General features: G+C 61.9%; 22 protein-coding genes. 6 read left to right on the top strand and 16 right to left on the bottom strand.

Annotation, left to right across the window (positions count from 1 at the left end; genetic code table 11):
• The 6 genes from metX to ACZ3GY_RS17990 all read right to left on the bottom strand — a co-directional run bounded on the left by metX (position 1) and on the right by ACZ3GY_RS17990 (position 5,837).
• Entirely contained in the window at positions 1-1,140 is a 1,140-nt protein-coding gene (gene metX, locus ACZ3GY_RS18015; protein ID WP_465911387.1) for a homoserine O-succinyltransferase MetX, read from the bottom strand.
• Between the two features lie 158 nt (positions 1,141-1,298).
• Positions 1,299-3,281, bottom strand: a complete 1,983-nt coding sequence (locus ACZ3GY_RS18010; RefSeq protein ID WP_465911386.1) for a dynamin family protein — start codon at positions 3,279-3,281, stop codon at positions 1,299-1,301.
• A gap of 110 nt (positions 3,282-3,391) precedes the next feature.
• On the bottom strand, positions 3,392-3,688 hold the full coding sequence (locus tag ACZ3GY_RS18005; protein ID WP_463562682.1) for a DUF167 domain-containing protein: 297 nt from the start codon (positions 3,686-3,688) through the stop codon (positions 3,392-3,394).
• A 4-nt stretch (positions 3,689-3,692) separates the two neighbouring features.
• Positions 3,693-4,283: a YggT family protein gene (locus tag ACZ3GY_RS18000; protein WP_463562681.1), complete on the bottom strand. Its 591-nt coding sequence runs from the start codon at positions 4,281-4,283 to the stop codon at positions 3,693-3,695.
• Between the two features lie 11 nt (positions 4,284-4,294).
• A complete protein-coding gene (gene proC / locus ACZ3GY_RS17995; RefSeq protein WP_465911385.1) occupies positions 4,295-5,113 on the bottom strand; it encodes a pyrroline-5-carboxylate reductase in 819 nt (272 codons plus the stop codon).
• Between the two features lie 37 nt (positions 5,114-5,150).
• The gene (locus ACZ3GY_RS17990; protein WP_465911384.1) at positions 5,151-5,837 is read right to left on the bottom strand and encodes a YggS family pyridoxal phosphate-dependent enzyme; all 687 of its coding nucleotides are present in this window, start codon (positions 5,835-5,837) and stop codon (positions 5,151-5,153) included.
• Positions 5,838-5,973: 136 nt separating this feature from the next.
• On the opposite strand from ACZ3GY_RS17990, the gene ACZ3GY_RS17985 reads away from it, so the two are divergent.
• The gene (locus ACZ3GY_RS17985; RefSeq protein WP_070880353.1) at positions 5,974-7,008 is read left to right on the top strand and encodes a type IV pilus twitching motility protein PilT; all 1,035 of its coding nucleotides are present in this window, start codon (positions 5,974-5,976) and stop codon (positions 7,006-7,008) included.
• Positions 7,009-7,116: 108 nt separating this feature from the next.
• Positions 7,117-8,262 carry a PilT/PilU family type 4a pilus ATPase gene (locus ACZ3GY_RS17980; RefSeq protein WP_465911383.1) on the top strand — a complete coding sequence of 382 codons (1,146 nt, stop codon included), beginning with the start codon at positions 7,117-7,119 and terminating at the stop codon, positions 8,260-8,262.
• A gap of 52 nt (positions 8,263-8,314) precedes the next feature.
• Here the strand turns inward: ACZ3GY_RS17980 and ACZ3GY_RS17975 are convergent, their stop codons facing one another.
• On the bottom strand, positions 8,315-9,172 hold the full coding sequence (locus ACZ3GY_RS17975; RefSeq protein ID WP_465911382.1) for a TIGR03915 family putative DNA repair protein: 858 nt from the start codon (positions 9,170-9,172) through the stop codon (positions 8,315-8,317).
• Positions 9,172-10,383, bottom strand: a complete 1,212-nt coding sequence (locus ACZ3GY_RS17970; protein WP_463562676.1) for a putative DNA modification/repair radical SAM protein — start codon at positions 10,381-10,383, stop codon at positions 9,172-9,174. Before ACZ3GY_RS17970 ends, ACZ3GY_RS17975 begins: the two co-directional genes overlap by 1 nt.
• 140 nt (positions 10,384-10,523) lie before the next feature.
• On the opposite strand from ACZ3GY_RS17970, the gene ACZ3GY_RS17965 reads away from it, so the two are divergent.
• Positions 10,524-10,922, top strand: a complete 399-nt coding sequence (locus ACZ3GY_RS17965; protein WP_225837477.1) for an NINE protein — start codon at positions 10,524-10,526, stop codon at positions 10,920-10,922.
• A 147-nt stretch (positions 10,923-11,069) separates the two neighbouring features.
• On the opposite strand, the gene ACZ3GY_RS17960 is transcribed toward ACZ3GY_RS17965, so the two are convergent.
• The 8 genes from ACZ3GY_RS17960 to gshB form a co-directional block, all read right to left on the bottom strand.
• Entirely contained in the window at positions 11,070-11,312 is a 243-nt protein-coding gene (locus tag ACZ3GY_RS17960; RefSeq protein WP_463562674.1) for a helix-hairpin-helix domain-containing protein, read from the bottom strand.
• A gap of 42 nt (positions 11,313-11,354) precedes the next feature.
• The gene (locus ACZ3GY_RS17955; protein ID WP_465911381.1) at positions 11,355-12,626 is read right to left on the bottom strand and encodes a dihydroorotase; all 1,272 of its coding nucleotides are present in this window, start codon (positions 12,624-12,626) and stop codon (positions 11,355-11,357) included.
• On the bottom strand, positions 12,626-13,630 hold the full coding sequence (locus ACZ3GY_RS17950; protein ID WP_463562672.1) for an aspartate carbamoyltransferase catalytic subunit: 1,005 nt from the start codon (positions 13,628-13,630) through the stop codon (positions 12,626-12,628). The genes ACZ3GY_RS17955 and ACZ3GY_RS17950 overlap by 1 nt, the downstream gene beginning before the upstream one ends.
• Positions 13,627-14,148 carry a bifunctional pyr operon transcriptional regulator/uracil phosphoribosyltransferase PyrR gene (gene pyrR / locus ACZ3GY_RS17945; protein ID WP_463562671.1) on the bottom strand — a complete coding sequence of 174 codons (522 nt, stop codon included), beginning with the start codon at positions 14,146-14,148 and terminating at the stop codon, positions 13,627-13,629. The genes ACZ3GY_RS17950 and pyrR overlap by 4 nt, the downstream gene beginning before the upstream one ends.
• Positions 14,149-14,176: 28 nt before the next feature.
• Positions 14,177-14,620, bottom strand: a complete 444-nt coding sequence (gene ruvX / locus ACZ3GY_RS17940; RefSeq protein WP_465911378.1) for a Holliday junction resolvase RuvX — start codon at positions 14,618-14,620, stop codon at positions 14,177-14,179.
• Positions 14,620-15,189 (bottom strand): YqgE/AlgH family protein, encoded by a 570-nt coding sequence (locus ACZ3GY_RS17935; protein WP_465911377.1) that lies wholly within the window; start codon positions 15,187-15,189, stop codon positions 14,620-14,622. Before ACZ3GY_RS17935 ends, ruvX begins: the two co-directional genes overlap by 1 nt.
• A 71-nt stretch (positions 15,190-15,260) precedes the next feature.
• Entirely contained in the window at positions 15,261-16,157 is an 897-nt protein-coding gene (locus tag ACZ3GY_RS17930; protein WP_465911375.1) for an energy transducer TonB, read from the bottom strand.
• A 101-nt stretch (positions 16,158-16,258) separates the two neighbouring features.
• Positions 16,259-17,221, bottom strand: a complete 963-nt coding sequence (gene gshB / locus ACZ3GY_RS17925; protein WP_465911374.1) for a glutathione synthase — start codon at positions 17,219-17,221, stop codon at positions 16,259-16,261.
• 228 nt (positions 17,222-17,449) lie between these two features.
• Here gshB and pilG point away from each other — a divergent pair, with 228 nt between their 5' ends.
• The 3 genes from pilG to ACZ3GY_RS17910 are packed head-to-tail and all read left to right on the top strand — an operon-like array spanning position 17,450 to position 18,850.
• Positions 17,450-17,857 (top strand): twitching motility response regulator PilG, encoded by a 408-nt coding sequence (gene pilG / locus ACZ3GY_RS17920; protein WP_225837490.1) that lies wholly within the window; start codon positions 17,450-17,452, stop codon positions 17,855-17,857.
• A gap of 48 nt (positions 17,858-17,905) precedes the next feature.
• Positions 17,906-18,271, top strand: a complete 366-nt coding sequence (gene pilH / locus ACZ3GY_RS17915; protein WP_225837492.1) for a twitching motility response regulator PilH — start codon at positions 17,906-17,908, stop codon at positions 18,269-18,271.
• 42 nt (positions 18,272-18,313) lie between these two features.
• Positions 18,314-18,850 (top strand): chemotaxis protein CheW, encoded by a 537-nt coding sequence (locus ACZ3GY_RS17910; RefSeq protein WP_465911371.1) that lies wholly within the window; start codon positions 18,314-18,316, stop codon positions 18,848-18,850.
• The last annotated feature ends 7 nt before the right edge of the window (positions 18,851-18,857 follow it).

Here is an 18,857-nt window from a genome sequence, read left to right as displayed (position 1 = left end):
TTACACCTCGATCCGTTGCATGTAGCTGCCAAAGCCCTGCAGGTAGCGCGCAATGGGCATGAGGAAGGCGTCGTGGCCTTGCGGCGCATCGATCTCCAGGTAACAAACCTTCTTGCGCGCGGCGATCAGCGCATCGACGATTTCTCGCGAGCGGGCCGGCGAGAAGCGCCAGTCGGTGGTGAACGAAATCACGCAGAAGTCTGCCTTGACCTGCGCCAGGGTCTTGGCCAGATCACCGTCGTGCTCGGCGGCTGGGTCGAAATAGTCCAACGCCTTGGTCATCAGCAGATAGGTATTGGCATCGAAACGCCCGGAGAACTCCTCGCCTTGATAACGAAGGTAACTTTCGACCTGAAATTCCACGCTGTGGAAGTCGTAGTTGAGCTTTTCGTTTTTCAGGCCGCGGCCGAATTTTTCGCCCATGGCGTCATCGGACAGGTAGGTGATGTGGCCGACCATGCGCGCCAGCATCAGGCCGCGCTTGGGTATTACGCCCTGCTCCTGAAAGTGCCCGCCGTGGAATTGCGGATCGGTGAGGATGGCCTGACGGGCGACCTCGTTGAAAGCGATGTTCTGCGCCGACAATTTGGGTGCCGAGGCGATGGCCAGGCAATGGCGCACGCGATCCGGGTAGCTGATCGTCCACTGCATGGCCTGCATGCCGCCGAGGCTGCCGCCGACCACGGCGGCCCACTGGCCGATGCCGAGCAGGTCGGCCAGGCGGGCCTGGCTATTGACCCAGTCTTCCACGGTCATCACCGGGAAGTCGGCGCCAAAGGGTTTGCCGGTCGCCGGGTTGATGTCGGAGGGGCCGGTCGAACCATTGCAACCACCGAGGTTATTCAGGCTGACGACAAAGAAGCGGTTGGTATCCAGCGGCTTGCCGGGGCCGATGCAGCTGTCCCACCAGCCCGGTTTTCGTTCATCGGCGCTGTGGTAGCCGGCGGCGTGGTGGTGCCCCGACAGCGCGTGGCAAATCAGCACCGCATTACTGGCGCTGGCGTTCAGCTCGCCATAGGTTTCGTAGGTCAGTTGGTAATCAGCCAGGCTGCGCCCACATGCCAGGGCCAGGGGCTCGGCGAAATGGGCGATCTGTGGCGTGACCAGGCCAACGGAGTCGTGAGGAAAGGCAGTCGGCATCGACCCTGCTCGGCTAAAGAGTGTGCGAAAGAAAGTGCAGCAGTCTAAAGAGCGCACTGGTCAGCGGCAAGGAGCGCGCACGTCGCTAATACCCAGGGCGGGCATCGCGAGGGAGTCGTTGAAGGAAACCTGGCGAGCCGAGTAACGGCCCGCAGGGCTCATTCGGAACGGGCTTGAGGACGCAGCATGCCAGGCAACGTCACCACCTTGCCTTGGCGCTGTATCGGTGCGGGTCGGCGCATCACGCGCAGCATGTCGCTGGCCTGGCCCAGTTGCTGTTTCAGCTCCTCAGCGTATTGCGCAAGTTGCTGGCGGCGCTGGCGGCCGTTCTGGGTGTCCAGGGCCAGGGCCTTGAGGCGCAACATATGGCCTTCCAATAACTGCTTGTGCTCCAGGGTGTGCTGCATCAGCGGCATCAGCGCTTCATCGGCCCACTGCTCGGCATCACGGCGCAAGCGGCGGTGCAGGCCGATGACTTCCTGCACCAGGGTGGCGAAGAAGCGCCGGCTGAGGCTGCGCTGTTCGGTCAGCAGGGTCTTGAGGCGCAGGCGGAAGCGGTCGGCCTTTGTCCGCAGATGGCGCAGCTCGCGTACGTAACGTGTCAGCTCGAAACTCGGTGCATCGACGGCCTGCAGCGGATTCTCCACGTTGTGCCGGTGGTAGATGGCATCGACCATGCGGTTGGCCATCTCGGCATCGTGAGACAGGCTGTGCAAGTCATCCTCGACGGCGCGGAAGAACTGCTGGATGGATTGATTGATGCCCAGCGTCGTCCAGCTGCCGTTGAGCTGACGGCGCAGCAGGTTGAGGTGAGCGTCGAGTTTTTCCGGTTGTGCGGCGGCCTTCAGTCGCTCGCCCTGGTTGCGCAGCAGGCGCTGGTTGGTTTTCAGGGCGACCAGACGCTTGTGGTGCAAGGTGTGGTCGTCCTTGGTGCGGGCGGTCAGTTCCAGCAACATCTGCCCGTTATCCTGGCGGCGCTCATTGAGCAAGCTCAGTTGCTCGTTGACCTTACCCATACGCAGGCCGAGCACATGCTGGCTGTTATTGAGCATGGCCAGCACCTGACGAACCACGCGCTCTTCGAGCAGGCGTTCCTTCTGGGCCACGATGCGTTCGCAGAGCAGCGTCTCCAGGCTGGCCATCTGGCTGCGGGCGAGCAGCGCAGGGTCCTTGCGCACCTTGGCGAGTAGTGCCTGCTTGGCCGAAAGCGGCAGAATGTCTTCAGGGGCGATGCCCAGATGACGAGCTGCCTGCTGGCGAACCCGCTCGATGGCGTGGGTGACGAATGCATCACCGGCAAGGTCATCCCAGAGCACATCGATCTTGTTCAGCACGGCGAACAGGCAGCTCTGGGTTTCTTCGTCGAGGGGTTGGACGTGCTGCTGCCAGATGTCCAGATCGCTGGCGGTGACACCCGTATCGGCGGACAGCAGAAAGATGATCGCCTGGGCATTGGGCAGCATCGACAGGGTCAGTTCCGGTTCGCTGCCCAAGGCGTTCAGGCCAGGCGTATCGAGGATGCGCAGGCCCTGACGCAGCAGTGGGTGATCGAAATTGACGATGGCGTGGCGCCAGGCTGGCACCAGCACCTGCCCGGGTTTGTCGGTGGTTTCCAGGTTGTCCGGATGAAAGCCGAGCCCGATCGCCTGCTCGACGGGCATGGCCTTGCTGGCCGCTACCTGGGCGAAGGCCTTGGCCATGTTGTCCGCGTCACTGGTATCCAAGGGAATGTTCACCCAGTGACGGGGCGTGCGCTTGAACTGCGCCACACTGGCCTCGGCGATACGTGTTTCGATCGGCAGCAAGCGGATGTAGGGGCGCTCAGCACCTGGGTCGTAGAGAATTTCCGTCGGGCACATGGTGGTGCGCCCTGCTTGGGAGGGCAGTAAGCGCTGGCCGTATTCGGAGAAGAACAGGCTGTTGATCAGCTCGGTCTTGCCACGGGAAAACTCGCCGACGAAGGCCAGGGTGATGTGATCGGTACGCAGCAGGCGCAGCGCGCGTTCCAGGCGCGCTTCCACCCCTTCACTGCTCAGCCGGTTGTGCGCCAACCAACTGCGGTAGCGGGTGATCTCGCGAACCAGCTCGCGCTTCCAGGCAACGTAGGCATCTACCTGTTCACTGAGGCGTTCCATGCTCATGGGGGGATCCCTGACGGGGGCATCGGGTGACGATGCGGGCTGCCGAGCATTATGCGACGGGTGGCGGCGGCGTCAATGGGCCGGTGCGCAGCAATGGCGCTGATGGTTGTTCAGGTAGGGCGAACGGTCAGGCCGAGATCGGCTGGCAGCAGTCTGGGTGCCTGGATGCGCACCCGTTTCTGGCGACTCTGCTGGCCACTTTCCAGTGTGACCTGGCTCTTGGCAACGCCGAAGGCATCGGCCAGGAACGCCAGCAGGTGGGCATTGGCCTTGCCGTCCACCGGCGGGGCGGTTAGGCGGATCTTCAGGCGCTCGCCGTGCAGCCCGGCGAACATATCGTTGCTCGCTTTAGGCTGCAGGTGAACCTCGAGAATCAGCGCATCACCGTCCCAGCGGTGAAAGCTCATCGGTTCAGATCGCCAAGCTCAAGCCGCTGAACATGCCCGTGCTGACCGCCAGGTTGCGAATCACCAGCATGTCGATCAGGTTGAGGAGCAGGAACGCCACGATGGGTGACAGATCCAGGCCGCCCAGGTTGGGCAGTATGCGGCGGATCGGCATCAGCAGCGGTTCGCAGATCTGGTTGACCAGCAATGCCGCCGGGTTGTGCGAGCCCTGGGCGACCCAGGACAGGATCACGCTGATGATCAGGGCGAAGAAGAACACCTTGAGCAGCAGGGCGGTGACGCCAATGATCGACCAGACCAGAATCAGCAGCGGATCGCCGACGCCGACGCCCATCAGCATCAGGGTCAATGCCATCAGCACGAACTGCACGATCAGCGCCAGTACCAGGGAGGCCAGGTCGAGGCCGCCGAGACTGGGGATGATGCGGCGCAGCGGTTTTAGCAGCGGATGCGTGGCGCGCACGATGAACTGGCTGAGCGGGTTGTAGAAGTCCGCACGCACCAGTTGCAGGACGAAGCGCAGCAGCACGATCAGCAGGTAGAAGCTGCCGATGGTCTGCAGGATGTAAACGGCTGCGGTGTTCAAACCGATCATTGATTGTCTCCTTATTGACCCAGTTGTTCGGCCAGCTCGGCCGAGCGGTGATCGGCGGCCTTTACGGCCTGCTCGACCAGCACTTCGAAGCCGCCTGCCTGGAATGTCTTGATGGCCGCTTCGGTGGTGCCTGCCGGTGAGGTCACGCGGCGACGCAGCTCGGCGGCGTCCACATCACTGTTCAGTGCCATCTGTGCGGCGCCCAGCGCAGTCTGCAGGGTGAGTTTGGCGGCGATGTCGCGAGGAAGGCCGAGCTTTTCGCCGCTGGCGGTCATCGCTTCGATCAGCAGGAAAAAATAAGCCGGGCCACTGCCGGATACGGCCGTGACCGCATCGATCAGTTTTTCCTCGTCCAGCCACACGGCCAGGCCGACGGCGTTGAGCAATTGTTCGGCTTGCTGGCGCTGTTCGGCGCTGACTCGCGCGTTGGCGTAAAGGCCGCTGGCGCCCAGGCGCAGCAGCGACGGCGTGTTGGGCATGCAGCGCACCACGGCGCGAGGGCCCAGCCAGTTTTCCAGGCTGGCGCTGGTGATACCGGCGGCGATGGAAACGATCAGCTGGCCCGCCTGCAGGTGTGGGGCCAGGTCGAGGCATACGTCCTTCATCACCTGAGGTTTGACCGCCAGAACGATCACATCGGCATCGCGACAGGCCTCGGCATTGCTGGCCAGTACCTCGATACCGTGTTCCCGGTTGATCTTCTCGCGTTGCTCGACGCCGCGGTCGCTGGCGCGGATCGCGCTGGCTGGCAGCCCCTGAGCGAGCATCCCGCCGATCAGGCTGGCAGCCATGTTGCCGGCACCGATAAAGGTGATGCGGGGAGTGGTCATGGTGAGTTTCCTATCTAGAGAGTCGAGATCGGGTAATTCAGGTCTTGCTGTAGTCACGTTCACCGAACAGCGCCGTGCCGATGCGTACCCAGGTCGCGCCTTCGGTGATAGCCGCCTCGAGGTCGTGACTCATGCCCATGGACAGGGTGTCGAGATCTAGGTTCAGGCCGTCGCGCAGCACCCGCAGACGGGCGAAGGCCGCGCGTTGCATGGCAACGTCGTCGGTGGGCTGGGGAATTGTCATCAATCCGCGCAGGCGCAAGTTGGGCAGTTGTGTAACCGCCTGTGCCAGCGCCGCGAGCTCGTCGGGCTGGCAGCCGGACTTGCTGGGCTCAAAGCTGACGTTGACCTGCAGGCAGATGTTCAGTGGCGGTAACTCGGCGGGCCGCTGATCGCTCAGGCGATCGGCGATTTTCAGGCGATCCACCGAATGCACCCAGGCGAAGTGTTCGGCGATGGGGCGGGTCTTGTTCGACTGGATAGGGCCGATGAAATGCCAGGTCAGCGCCAGGTCGGCCAACTGCACCTGTTTGTCGAGGGCTTCCTGCAGGTAGTTCTCGCCAAAATCATGCAGGCCCGCCGCATGAGCCTCGCGAATGGCCTCGGCAGGTTTGGTCTTGCTCACCGCCAACAGACCAATCGTGGAAAAATCTCGCTGCGAGGCTTGCGCCGCCTCACGGATACGCACACCGACCTTTGCAATATTGTTTGCTATCGTGGACATTACCTGTGCCTGCCGCCTGAGCGTTTTTGCGGGCTTGGTGGTGGTCTCCGAAGGGCGTGCTCGCGCAGCCGCATGGCGATCCCCCAAGGCCCCTTATCCTGAGTTACGCGGCATTCTACCGTCATTAGGGAGTTCCATGGATATCACCGAGCTGCTTGCCTTCAGCGCCAAGCAAGGCGCGTCGGATCTGCACCTCTCTGCAGGTCTGCCACCGATGATTCGGGTCGATGGCGACGTGCGTCGGATCAATCTGCCAGCCCTGGATCACAAACAGGTGCATGCGCTGATCTACGACATCATGAATGACAAGCAGCGTAAGGATTTCGAGGAATTCCTCGAGACCGACTTTTCGTTCGAGGTGCCGGGTGTGGCACGTTTCCGGGTCAACGCCTTCAACCAGAACCGCGGCAGCGGTGCGGTATTCCGTACCATTCCTTCCAAGGTACTGAGCATGGAAGACCTCGGCATGGGCGAGATCTTCAAGAAGGTCTCCGATGTGCCGCGCGGGCTGGTGCTGGTCACCGGGCCAACCGGTTCGGGCAAGTCCACCACCCTGGCGGCGATGCTCGATTACATCAACAGCAACAAGTACCACCACATCCTTACTGTCGAAGACCCGATCGAATTCGTTCACGAGTCGAAAAAGTGCCTGATCAACCAGCGTGAGGTGCACCGCGACACTCTGGGCTTCTCGGAAGCCTTGCGCTCGGCACTGCGCGAAGACCCGGACATCATCCTGGTCGGCGAGATGCGCGACCTTGAAACCATCCGCCTGGCACTGACCGCCGCGGAAACCGGTCACCTGGTCTTCGGCACCCTGCACACCACCTCCGCGGCCAAGACCATCGACCGGGTGGTCGACGTGTTCCCGGCGGAAGAGAAGTCCATGGTGCGCTCGATGCTTTCCGAATCGCTGCAGGCGGTGATTTCCCAGACCCTGCTGAAGAAGATCGGCGGCGGTCGTGTGGCCGCCCACGAAATCATGATCGGCACCCCAGCGATCCGTAACCTGATCCGCGAGGACAAGGTGGCGCAGATGTACTCGGCCATCCAGACCGGCGGTGCGCTGGGCATGCAAACCCTGGATGCGTGCCTGAAAACCCTCGTCTCCAAAGGGCTGGTTAGCCGCGAGAGTGCGCGGGAAAAAGCCAAGACACCTGAAAACTTCTGAGATCATTCTCGTCATGCCGGGCGATCCCGTGATCGCCCGCGCTCCTGGTCACCGGCGAACCCTCGCCCGGTAGCTGAACGTCGCTCCAGCGCATGTAGGTAGGCACCCATGGAATTCGAAAAACTGTTGCGCCTGATGGTCGAAAAAGGCGGCTCCGATCTGTTCATCACCGCTGGCGTGCCGCCGTCGATGAAGGTCAACGGCAAGATCATGCCCGTGACCAAGACGCCGCTGACCCCGGAAATGACCCGTGAAACCGTGCACTCGGTGATGACCGAGCAGCAGCGCTTGTACTTCGCCGAGAACCACGAGTGCAACTTCGCGATCAGCGCCCGGGGCATCGGCCGCTTCCGCGTCAGTGCCTTCTACCAGCGCAACCTGGCTGGCATGGTGCTGCGTCGTATCGAGACCAACATCCCGACACTGGATGACCTCAAGCTGCCGGAAGTTCTCAAGAAATTGGCAATGACCAAGCGCGGCCTGGTGCTGTTCGTCGGCGCCACGGGTACCGGTAAATCCACCTCGCTGGCGGCGATGATCGGCTACCGCAACAAGAACAGCAGTGGCCATATCATCTCCATCGAAGACCCGATCGAGTACATCCACCAGCACCAGAACTGCATCGTGACCCAGCGTGAAGTGGGTATCGACACCGATTCCTTCGAAGTGGCGCTGAAGAACACTCTGCGCCAGGCGCCGGATGTGATTCTGATCGGTGAGGTGCGCACCCGAGAAACCATGGATCATGCCGTAGCCTTCGCCGAGACCGGTCACCTGTGCCTGGCCACACTGCACGCCAACAACGCCAACCAGGCGCTGGATCGGATCATCAACTTCTTCCCGGCGGACCGGCAGAATCAGGTGTGGATGGATCTGTCGCTGAACCTCAAGGCCATCGTCGCCCAGCAACTGATTCCCACGCCGGATGGCAAAGGTCGTCGTGCGGTGATCGAGGTGTTGATCAATACCCCGCTGGCTGCCGACTTGATCCGCAAGGGCGATGTGCACGAGCTCAAAGCGCTGATGAAGCGTTCTTCCGAGCTGGGCATGCAGACCTTCGACCAGGCGCTGTACAACCTCTACAGCCAGGGCGAGATCACCTATGAGGATGCCTTGTTGTACGCCGACTCGGCGAACGACCTGCGCCTGATGATCAAACTGGGCTCGGAAACCGATGGCGAGCATTTGACCAGCATGTCCCAAGGGCTGTCCCTGGAAGTCACTGACGAGAATCCGGGGCAGCGCTTCCGCTGATCAGCACGTAATCTGCCGGGCTGCTGGATAGGTCGCTCGGAGCCACGCAGGCTCACTGCCGAACCGGCAGTACCTGCTCGGCGTCAGCCTGGATACGCTTTCCAGGCTTGACCGCAACAGCCAGGGCCTGCCCATCGGCCTGGGCGCCTGCCCGGGCCTGGCTCATCAACCTGGGAATCAGCGGGCCTTCTGGCAGATTTCGCCAGAAGCGCACCGGCATATTGGTTTCCAGCACGCTGCGATTGAGCCGCGCCGGGTTGAAGGTGCTGCCGTAATACGCCAGCCACATCGCTTCGTTGCGATCATCGGTACCCTGCGCCAGTTGCTGCCATTCGGGTGGGCAGGGGGTGGTGTAATGCAGGTTTTCACCATCCCAATACACGCCATCGTCGGGTGTCGCGATCATCCAGGTCTGTCGACCCAGGCGCTCGGCGAAGTGCCCGCTGGCGCTGGCCAGGATGTCGTGCGCTGGCTCGTGCCAGGCCACCAGCTGCGGGCCCCCGACCGCTGCATCGCGTGGTTTGAAACGCAGAAACGCATGTAGATGGTGGGCCTCACGGCGCACGGCCTTGAGGCGTGCATGTAGCTCGCTGCCATCGATATCGCCCGCCAGCATCGCGGCCTGATCACCTTGGGCGACGCGCCAGAGAATGCGATACAGCAGTGCCCAGCGTTGGGCGCAGCGGAAGCGTGCGGCGCTTTCCAACTGATCGAGCAGAGTGCGGGGTACTCGCACCGGGCTATCACAGGCCACGGCCTGTTGTGGCTCATCCAGTTGGCCGAACAGATCCTGATTCTCCTGGCTGTCCTGCACCCAGCTCAACTGATGCGGGGCAAGGCCGCGGCGTAGCTGTGTCCTGGCGGCTTCACGCCAGCCGGCAAAGCTGCCATCGAAGCGAACCTGGTGCATCACCACAGTCCCATCTGACGGGGCGCTTCACTCAGTTGCTGGCGCAGCAGCAAGGATTCGCGGGTGGCCTGAGCGGGGCGGTAATCCTGGGTGACGATGAAGGGTTTGGCTTTCTCCAGAGCACAGCGCAGGCGGCCAACATCCTCGAAGCGGATACGTTTTTGCTGACGCAGGGCGATCAGGCGTTGGGCACTGAGCACGCCAATGCCGGGTATGCGGGCGATCAGGGACACATCGGCGCGATTCAGGTCGACGGGAAAGTGTTGGCGGTTGTTCAGCGCCCAGGCCAGTTTGGGGTCGATATCAAGAGCCAGATTGCCGGGGCCATCGAGTAACTCTGATGCCTTGAAGCCGTAACCGCGCATCAGAAAGTCCGCCTGATACAAGCGGTGCTCGCGCAGTAGCGGCGGCGCCTCGAAGGGCACGCTCTTGGGGCTTTGTGGAATAGGGCTGAACGCCGAGTAATAAACGCGTTTGAGGCGAAAGTCGCCATACAGCGACTGGGCGGTGTGCAGAATGGTGCTGTCGTCGGTGGCATCGGCCCCTACGATCATCTGCGTGCTCTGCCCGGCGGGTGCGAATGCTGGCGCGCGCTTTTCGCTGTCCGCCTCCTCGACGCCGTCGCGAATGGTGCCCATGGCCAGCTTGATTGGCGCCACGCTTTTCTCCGGCGCGAGGCGGATCAGGCTGCTTTCGGTAGGGAGCTCGATATTGACGCTGAGGCGGTCGGCGTAGCGACCCGCTTCGGCGATCAGCTCCGGCGATGCATCGGGAATGGTCTTGAGATGGATATAGCCGCGAAATTCGTGTTCTTCGCGCAGTAGCTTGGCGACCCGTACCAGTTGCTCCATGGTGTAGTCGGCCGAGCGGATGATCCCGGAACTGAGAAACAGCCCGCTGATGCAGTTGCGTCGGTAGAAATCCAGGGTCAGCGTGACCACTTCTTCGGGCGTGAAGCGTGCGCGCGGCACGTCGCTGGAACGACGATTGACGCAGTACTGGCAGTCGTACAGGCAGAAATTGGTCAGCAGCACCTTGAGCAGGGCGACGCAACGGCCGTCCGGTGTGAAGCTGTGGCAAATGCCCATGCCGTCCGTAGCGCCCATGCCGCTCTGGCCCTTGGAACTGCGCTTGGGCGCGCCGCTGCTGGCGCAGGAGACATCGTATTTGGCAGCGTCGGCGAGTACCGTAAGCTTGTCGATCAGTTCCATGGGTGATGCTCGGTAACTGTATTTATATACAGTATTGGATAAGCTTACCTGACATGCAAGATCGTCTCGTCGCCGCATGGGGAGAACCTGCGGCGAGGTTATTGATCAAAGCGCTTGAAACATTATTCCTGGAGACCTCGATGCAGCGTCCTGACACCCACAGCAAGATCATCGGCTATCTGTTATGGATTTTCGGTTTCCTCGGCGCGCACCGTTTTTATTACGGCAAGCCGGTCACCGGCACCATCTGGTTTTTCACCCTGGGTTTGTTATTCGTTGGCTGGATCATCGACCTGTTCCTGATCCCCGCCATGGATCGTGAAGCGGATCTGCGTTTCACCGCCGGCAAGACCGACTTCAATGTCGCCTGGATTTTACTGACGTTCCTCGGCATCTTCGGCGTGCACCGCATGTACCAAGGCAAGTGGATCACCGGCATCCTGTATCTGTTCACCGGCGGGCTGTTTCTGGTCGGCGTTCTGTACGACTTCTGGACGTTGAATAACCAAGTGTCGATCAAGAATGCGCGCGAGGGCTAGGCCAAGCCACAAGCTTCAAGTCGTAGCCTGGGGCGGGGCGCGCAGGTGAACACCGTCAGCATATTGATGGGGTTCAGGATGGGAAGGTGCGGTGCCAGTCTGTTGCGCGGTAAGCGATGGGGGGAGTTGGCGATTTCGTCCTGCGCCTCAATCGTGCGCGGATACCTGTGCCAGGTCGATGATCGCCTGAATGGCGTTGCGCGCTTGTGGGCTGTTGTGCCAGCAGGTCGAGCCCATCATTCGCGAGATTTGTAAGGTCAGATCGGCGGCCTGCTGCTCACGCAGTTCGGCAAGTGAGGAGAAACCGATCTGCTCCAGGCGGCCGATCACGGTGGCGCCAACGCCCTTGAGCGCCAGCATGCTGGCGCGTTCTGCTTCATTGAACGGCATATCTCCTCCTGAGGTATGGCTACCGTCCTAGGTGCGAGCCAATCAGCTCTGGTAGCTGATATGCCCATCGACCAGCGTGTAACGCACCTGGCCGGGCAGGCAGTGGCCGAGGAAGGGGCTGTTGCAGCCTTTGGAGTACCAGCTCTCGCCAGCGACGGTGGAGGCCTGGGCATCGAACAGCAGAATATCCGCCGCCCCGCCGACCTGCAGTTGGCCGGCCGGCAGGCGCAGCGCCTCGGCCGGTCCACTGCTCAGACGGGCGAGCAGGGTGGGCAGATCGAGGAGGCCGTCTTGCACCAGTGTCATGGCCAGTGGCAACAGCAACTGAACACCACTCATGCCAGGCTCGGTCTCGCCGAAGGGCGCTAGCTTGGCGTCGCGCTCATGGGGCTGGTGATGGCTGGAGATGGCGCTGATCACGCCACTCTTCACCGCTTCACGCAGGCCGTCGCGGTCGGCGCGGGTGCGCAGTGGCGGTTGCACGTGGTAGAGGCTCGAGAAGTCGATCAGCGCTTCGTCGGTGAGGATCAACTGATAAAGCGCCGCGTCGGCAGTGACCGGCAGGCCGCGTGCCTGAGCGTCGGCGATCAGCTGTGCACCCCTTGCACTGGTAAGTTGGCTGAAATGGGCGCGCACGCCACTCTGCTCGACCAGCAGCAGATCGCGAGCCAGGGCCACTGTCTCGGCGGTTTCCGGAATCCCCGACAGACCGAGGAAGCTGGCAGTAGCGCCTTCGTGGGCCAGGCCGCCTTCGGCGAGGTCGTGATCCTGGGAGTGGATAACCACCGTGAGGTCGAAGGTCGCCGCATATTCCAGCGCGCGACGCAGCGTGCGCGCGTTGCGGAAGTTGTTCAGGCCGTTGCCGAACGCCACGCAGCCGGCGTCACGCAAGGCGACCAGTTCGGCGAGTTGTTCGCCATCGAGGCCCTTGCTCAGTGCACCGATGGGAAACACCTTGGTGTGGCCGGCTTCACGGGCGCGGTCGAGGATCAGTTCGGCGACCGCCGATGTGTCCAGCACCGGTTTGGTGATGGGCGGGCAACACAGACTGGTAACCCCGCCGGCAGCGGCGGCCAGGGTTTCGCTGGCGATGCTGCCTTTGCGGCTATAGCCGGGCTCGCGCAGGGCGACGGACAGATCTACCAGGCCGGGCGCGGCGATCAGCCCCTGGGCATCCAGTGTCTGATCGGCTTCGAAACCGCCTGGTGCCTGGCCGATGGCGCTCAGCTTACCGCCTTCTATATAGAGATCCGCGACCTGATCGAGGCCGCTGCTCGGGTCGATGACGCGGGCGCCGAGGATACGAGTACGCATCAGTTGTGCTCCTCGGAGTCGAGTTGTCGTTGCGTGTTCTGGCCGCTCATGGCCATGGACAGTACGGCCATGCGGATGGCGATACCGTAGGTGACCTGATTGAGGATTACTGACCGTTCGCCGTCGGCCACTGCGGATTCGATCTCCACGCCGCGGTTGATTGGCCCCGGGTGCATGACGATGGCATCCGGTTTGGCCAGTTTGAGGCGTTGCTCGGTGAGGCCGAACAGGCGATAGAACTCGCCCTCGCTAGGCAGCAGGCCGCCGGTCATGCGCTCGCGCTGCAGGCGCAGCATGATCACCACGTCGACATCCTTGAGGCCTTCGGTCATGTCGCTGTAGACCTTCACGCCGTATTGCTCGATGCCCACGGGCAGCAGGGTTTTTGGCGCGATCACGCGGATGTCCGGGCAGCCGAGGGTTTTCAGCGCCAGCATGTTGGAGCGCGCCACCCGCGAATGCAGGATATCGCCGACGATGGCCACAGAGAGGTTCTCGAAGCCGCCCTTGTGGCGGCGGATGGTCAGCATGTCGAGCATGCCCTGAGTCGGGTGCGCGTGGCGGCCGTCGCCACCGTTGATAATCGCCAGGTTGGGGCACACGTGCTCGGCGATGAAGTGCGCGGCGCCGGAGTCACCGTGGCGCACCACGAAGATGTCGGCGGCCATGGCTTCCAGGTTGCGCAGGGTATCGAACAGCGTTTCGCCCTTGCTGGTCGAACTGGTCGACACGTTGAGGCTGATCACGTCGGCCGACAGGCGCTGGGCAGCCAATTCGAAGGTGGTACGGGTGCGCGTGGAGTTCTCGAAGAACACGTTGCACACGGTCTTGCCGCGCAGTAGCGGGACTTTCTTTACCGCACGGGCGCCGACCTCGAGAAACGAGTCCGCAGTATCGAGAATTTCTGTCAGCAGCTCGCGGGGCAGGCCATCGAGGGACAGAAAGTGGCGCAGTTGGCCTTGGTCGTTTAGTTGCAGCGGGCGCTTGGCATCGAGTGGGGTCATTGCGGACGGCCTGGGTCAGAAAGCGTCTGGAGTTCGAGGGTGAAAGGCGCGGGGCCGGACAATTTTACCCGCTGATCAGGCGCCAGCGACAGCGTCGCGCCGACCACATCCGGGCGGATTGGCAGTTCGCGGGCATCCAGGTCGAGCAGGCTGACCAGGGTCACGCTGGCCGGGCGGCCGTAATCGAACAGTTCGTTAAGGGCGGCACGGATGGTGCGCCCGCTCATCAGCACGTCGTCGATCAGCACCAGGTGTTGGCCTTCGATCTCGAACGGCAGCTCGGAGGGCTGAACCTGCGGGTGCAGGCCGTTCTGGGTGAAATCGTCGCGGTAGAAGGAGACGTCGAGGATGCCCAGCGGCTCGTCACGGCCCAGCTCTTCCAGTAACGCCTGAGCGACCCATACGCCGCCGGTGCGGATACCAATGAAGCGTGGCGTGGCGATCTGCCGCCGGTTCAGGTGATCGATCAGCGAGGACGCCATCTGCGGCAGCAGTTCGGCGGGGTTGGGTAGACTCATCGAAAAGCTCCTTGTGGCCTTGGCTGATTCAGCTCGGGCTATTTTCTTCCAGCCAGCCCTGCAACAACAGGGCTGCGGCCAGGGCGTCAACCGGGCGCTGGCGGTAACTGCCCGTCTGGCCCTGCTGCAGGCGTTCGCCCTTGGCGGCGTAAGTGGTCAGGCGTTCATCGTGGGTAAAAACCGGCAGGTTGAAGCGCCCGTTCAGGCGGCGGGCGAACTTCTCGGCGCGCTCGCTCATCTCGCTGGGTGTGCCGTCCATGTTCAGCGGCAGGCCAACGACCAGGGCATCAGGCTGCCATTCGCGCATCAGCGCTTCGACCTTCTGCCAATCCGGCACGCCATTCTGCGCCTTGAGGATGCACAGCTCGCGGGCCGACCCCGTGATCGGCTGGCCCACGGCGACGCCAATCTGCTTACTGCCGTAATCGAAACCGAGCAGCAGGCGCAGCGGTTTGCTGTTCGCCTCGGCCATCAGGCGTGCCCCGCCTGGGCGGTGAGCAAGTTGAGGTCGACACCGAGCAGCGCGGCGGCGGCGCCAAGGCGCTTGTCGTAAGGCGTTTCGAAGAGGATCGCTTGATCGGCTGGGCAGGTCAGCCACACATTGTCGGCCAACTCCTGCTCCAGTTGTCCCGCGCCCCAACCGGCATAGCCGAGGGCTATAAGGTGCTTGGCCGGGCCTTCGCCCTGAGCGATGGCGAACAGCACATCCTGAGATGTCGACAAGCCGAGGTCGCCCAGATCGAGGGTTGCCTGGAATTGCGGGCCGCTGGGGTGCAGCACGAAGCCGCGGTCGGTCTGTACTGGGCCGCCACGGAAGATCGGCAGGCTCTGGCAGAGCACGGAAGGCTCGCTGTCGGGGCGCAACTGCTCAAGCACGTCGGCCAGGTTCAAGCCGTTGGGACGGTTGATCACCAATCCCATGGCGCCCTGGTCGTTGTGCTCGATCAGATAGATGACGGTTTGCGCGAAATTCGGATCGGCCATGTGTGGCATGGCGATCAGAAAGTGATGTTTGAGGATGCTCGGGCTGGCGTCTTTCATGGCCGCTAGCTTAAAGCTTGCGGCCGGGGGCGCATAGCCAAAAAGCACCTTCGGGTGATAGGCGTGCGCGCTCAGTTGCTTGACAGGCGATCGCCACGCTCGAAGCGCCAGGTGCGGATGATTTCCAGGCGATCGATGTCGGCCAGGTCGCCGGTGAAGGGTGCGTAAGGCGCGGCCAGGCGGACGATGCGCATGGCGGCCTGGTCGAGTACCTGTTGGCCGGACGATTCCAGTACCAGTACTTCATACAGGCTACCGTCGCGGTTGATCGATACCAGCAGTCTCAGGCTGCCGTGAATCTGCTGGCGTCGCGCATCGTCCGGATAATTTAGGTTGCCAACGCGCTCGACCTTCTTGCGCCATTCGTCCTTGTACCAGGCGCCCTTGTCGCGCATGGTCGAGGCGGCGTTGATACGGTGGATTTTTGGCCGCTTGGCATACTGCTGCACCTCGTTGGACAGCTCGGCCTCCAGGCTGGCGATTTCGGCAGAGAGTTGAGCGCTGTCGAAGGCGGGCGCAGTCGGTGCCGGCGGTGTGGGCTTGCTTTCCTCGCGTTTGGCGGGTGCTTTTTGGGGCTGGGGCGCTTTGCTGGTGACGACCGCCTTTGGCGCTTGCGGCTCGACTGCGGGTGGTGGTGGAGCGGCCGCAGGCGTTACTTTGCGTACTTCGGTGTCCTGGAACTGCGCCTGTTCGGTGGTGGTGGGCGCTGCCTTTTTCTCCAGGGTGCCGCTGCCCTGCTGGTTGTCCTGAGCGAGGAAGTCCGCCTCCTTGGGCTTTTCATCGCTCTTGAAGGTGGACAGAGTGATTTCCAGGGTTTTGCTGATCTGCCCAGGTTCGATGAAGGTGAAGCCCACGCCGAGGATCAGCGCAGCATGCAGCACGGCCGCGAGGAACAGGGTAAACCCCAGGCGATCCGCCGGGCGAACGCCGGAGGGTGTGATATCGGGTGGGGTGGCTGCTGCGTTCATCTAATCGGTCGTCAGGGTCTATCAACGTTTTGGCACGGCCGTGCTGAAACGTCAGCAGACCCTAGGTTGCCGCGCAGTCTGCCGAGGCGTCTGATAAAAGTCTATGAAGCACTCCGCGCATTGAGCTTTTCGGCAATCTTGTCCATCAACTGTTCGCCGATGCGTGTACCGAAGGCGGCATCGATCTCGCGGATGCAGGTCGGGCTGGTGACGTTGATCTCGGTAAGGCGGTCGCCGATCACGTCCAGGCCGACGAACAGTAGGCCGCGCTCACGCAGGCTGGGGCCGACCGCCGCAGCGATTTCACGGTCGCGGTCGCTGAGTGGGCGGGCTTCGCCGCGACCGCCGGCAGCCAGGTTGCCACGGGTCTCGCCGCTGGCAGGAATACGCGCCAGGCAATAAGGCACCGGCTCACCGTCTATCATCAGAATGCGCTTGTCACCGTCGAGAATGGCCGGCAGGTAGCGCTGCGCCATGATCTGCTGGCTGCCGTGGGCGGTCAGGGCTTCGAGGATTACCGACAGATTTGGATCGCCTTCGCGGTGACGAAAGATCATCGAACCGCCCATACCATCGAGGGGTTTGAGAATGATGTCACGGTGCTGCTGCGCAAAATCGCGGAGAATGTCGGGTCTTCGGCTGACAATCGTTTCCGGCGTGAGCGTCGGAAACCGGGTGGCGAAGTATTTCTCGTTGCAGTCGCGCAGGCTCTGAGGTCGGTTGACGATCAGCGTGCCGGCTTCTTCGGCCTGCTCGAGCAGGTAGGTGGAATAAACGAATTCGTTATCAAAGGGCGGATCCTTGCGCATCAGGATCACATCCAGCTCGGCCAGCGGTAGATCCTGCTCTTCGCCGAGCTCGAACCAGCGTTGCGGATCGGCGAATACCTGAAGGGGGCGTGTACGGCCCCGGGCAATACCCGCGGCCTGGTAGAGATCCTTCTGCTCCATATAGAAGAGGCTCCAGCCGCGAGCCTGGGCAGCCAGCAACATGGCCAGCGAGCTGTCCTTCTTGTAGGAAATCTGCGTGATGGGATCCATGACGATGCCGAGGCGAACGCTCATTGGGGTGTCTCCGTGAAGGGCGGTGAAAAAGCAGCCGCAGAGGTAAAGGGATGGCGCCAAGGTTGGCGCTGACCGGGCCCGGCGGTCAAGGAAAACCGGGCTGATAGCTTGCATGGGGAGAGTGTGCTAAAAAGGCCCTGCGATAGGCCGGGCCCATTGGTTTCAGGGCCTCGGGCACACTGTATATGGCGTAACACAACGACTCACCGAAGTGGTGGCAGGGCAGACATGGAACAGCATTCCGAAGGTTTGAGGGTGATGGTGATCGACGATTCGAAAACGATTCGTCGTACAGCGGAAACCTTGCTGAAAAAGGTGGGTTGTGAGGTGATCACGGCGGTGGACGGCTTCGATGCTCTGGCGAAGATTGCCGACACCCATCCGAACATCATTTTCGTCGACATCATGATGCCGCGTCTCGATGGCTATCAGACCTGTGCCCTGATCAAGAACAACAGTGCCTTCAAGTCCACGCCAGTTATCATGCTGTCGTCCAAGGACGGCCTGTTCGACAAGGCCAAGGGGCGAATTGTTGGTTCTGATCAATATCTGACCAAGCCTTTCAGCAAGGAAGAGTTGCTCGGCGCAATCAAGACCCATGTGCCGAATTTCTCACCGGTCGAACAAGCATCGTGATGTCCGGCTGACGCCAAAACGCCTCTTCTTCATGTATTGGGAAACATCATGGCTCGAATTCTGATTGTTGATGACTCGCCGACCGAAATGTACAAGCTGACCGCCATGCTGGAAAAGCACGGGCATCAGGTACTCAAGGCCGAAAATGGTGCCGATGGTGTTGCTCTGGCGCGCCAGGAAAAGCCTGACGCAGTGCTGATGGACATCGTCATGCCTGGGCTCAACGGTTTTCAAGCGACTCGGCAACTGACCAAGGATGCCGAGACCAGCCACATTCCGGTGGTCATCATCACCACTAAAGATCAGGAAACCGACAAGGTCTGGGGCAAACGCCAAGGCGCCAAGGATTACCTGACCAAGCCGGTAGATGAAGCTACTCTGCTGAAAACCCTGAACGCGGTGCTGGCCGGCTGAGGCCGGGCAGCACGGCGGCATAAAAAGAAGGTCACGGCAGGCATGTCAGAGACACGCACCCCTTTTCAGATTCTTCTCGGTATCGAGCAGCGCTGCCGTACGGTTGCGGCTGGTTTGCCATCGCAAAAGGTCGCGGTGCAGACCTGGAGTGGTATTGGTTTTCGTATGGGCGAACGTCTGTTTGTCGCACCGATGGGGGAGGTCGGTGAGGTGCTGCACGAGCCGCGACATACCTTGCTACCGGGCGTGAAGAGCTGGGTCAAGGGCGTGGCCAACGTGCGTGGGCGATTGCTGCCGGTGATGGATCTGTGCGGTTTCTTCGGCAGTGAGCTGTCACCGCTGCGCAAGCAACGACGGGTATTGGTGGTCGACCATCAGGACATCTTCGCCGGCCTAACGGTCGATGAGGTGTTCGGTATGCAGCATTTCGCGGTGGATACCTTCTCCGAGCAGCTGCCACCGCTCGAGTCGGCCATTCAGCCGTTCATTCATGGTGTGTTTCAGCGCGAGCAGCCCTGGCTGGTGTTCAGCCCTCACGCGCTGGCACAGGCTCCAGAGTTTATCGACGTTGCGTTTTGAGAGCTTT

It is taken from the genome of Pseudomonas sp. PME37.24/006 (assembly GCF_055556635.1).
Note: the sequence above shows the minus strand (reverse complement) of the source record. Positions and strands in the feature narration are given on the sequence as shown.

Coding starts and splice junctions, on each gene's coding strand:
- metX (WP_465911387.1), bottom strand. CDS start 1,140: ATGCCGACTGCCTTTCCTCACGACTCCGTTGGCCTGGTCACGCCACAG.
- ACZ3GY_RS18010 (WP_465911386.1), bottom strand. CDS start 3,281: ATGAGCATGGAACGCCTCAGTGAACAGGTAGATGCCTACGTTGCCTGG.
- ACZ3GY_RS18005 (WP_463562682.1), bottom strand. CDS start 3,688: ATGAGCTTTCACCGCTGGGACGGTGATGCGCTGATTCTCGAGGTTCAC.
- ACZ3GY_RS18000 (WP_463562681.1), bottom strand. CDS start 4,283: ATGATCGGTTTGAACACCGCAGCCGTTTACATCCTGCAGACCATCGGC.
- proC (WP_465911385.1), bottom strand. CDS start 5,113: ATGACCACTCCCCGCATCACCTTTATCGGTGCCGGCAACATGGCTGCC.
- ACZ3GY_RS17990 (WP_465911384.1), bottom strand. CDS start 5,837: ATGTCCACGATAGCAAACAATATTGCAAAGGTCGGTGTGCGTATCCGT.
- ACZ3GY_RS17985 (WP_070880353.1), top strand. CDS start 5,974: ATGGATATCACCGAGCTGCTTGCCTTCAGCGCCAAGCAAGGCGCGTCG.
- ACZ3GY_RS17980 (WP_465911383.1), top strand. CDS start 7,117: ATGGAATTCGAAAAACTGTTGCGCCTGATGGTCGAAAAAGGCGGCTCC.
- ACZ3GY_RS17975 (WP_465911382.1), bottom strand. CDS start 9,172: ATGCACCAGGTTCGCTTCGATGGCAGCTTTGCCGGCTGGCGTGAAGCC.
- ACZ3GY_RS17970 (WP_463562676.1), bottom strand. CDS start 10,383: ATGGAACTGATCGACAAGCTTACGGTACTCGCCGACGCTGCCAAATAC.
- ACZ3GY_RS17965 (WP_225837477.1), top strand. CDS start 10,524: ATGCAGCGTCCTGACACCCACAGCAAGATCATCGGCTATCTGTTATGG.
- ACZ3GY_RS17960 (WP_463562674.1), bottom strand. CDS start 11,312: ATGCCGTTCAATGAAGCAGAACGCGCCAGCATGCTGGCGCTCAAGGGC.
- ACZ3GY_RS17955 (WP_465911381.1), bottom strand. CDS start 12,626: ATGCGTACTCGTATCCTCGGCGCCCGCGTCATCGACCCGAGCAGCGGC.
- ACZ3GY_RS17950 (WP_463562672.1), bottom strand. CDS start 13,630: ATGACCCCACTCGATGCCAAGCGCCCGCTGCAACTAAACGACCAAGGC.
- pyrR (WP_463562671.1), bottom strand. CDS start 14,148: ATGAGTCTACCCAACCCCGCCGAACTGCTGCCGCAGATGGCGTCCTCG.
- ruvX (WP_465911378.1), bottom strand. CDS start 14,620: ATGGCCGAGGCGAACAGCAAACCGCTGCGCCTGCTGCTCGGTTTCGAT.
- ACZ3GY_RS17935 (WP_465911377.1), bottom strand. CDS start 15,189: ATGAAAGACGCCAGCCCGAGCATCCTCAAACATCACTTTCTGATCGCC.
- ACZ3GY_RS17930 (WP_465911375.1), bottom strand. CDS start 16,157: ATGAACGCAGCAGCCACCCCACCCGATATCACACCCTCCGGCGTTCGC.
- gshB (WP_465911374.1), bottom strand. CDS start 17,221: ATGAGCGTTCGCCTCGGCATCGTCATGGATCCCATCACGCAGATTTCC.
- pilG (WP_225837490.1), top strand. CDS start 17,450: ATGGAACAGCATTCCGAAGGTTTGAGGGTGATGGTGATCGACGATTCG.
- pilH (WP_225837492.1), top strand. CDS start 17,906: ATGGCTCGAATTCTGATTGTTGATGACTCGCCGACCGAAATGTACAAG.
- ACZ3GY_RS17910 (WP_465911371.1), top strand. CDS start 18,314: ATGTCAGAGACACGCACCCCTTTTCAGATTCTTCTCGGTATCGAGCAG.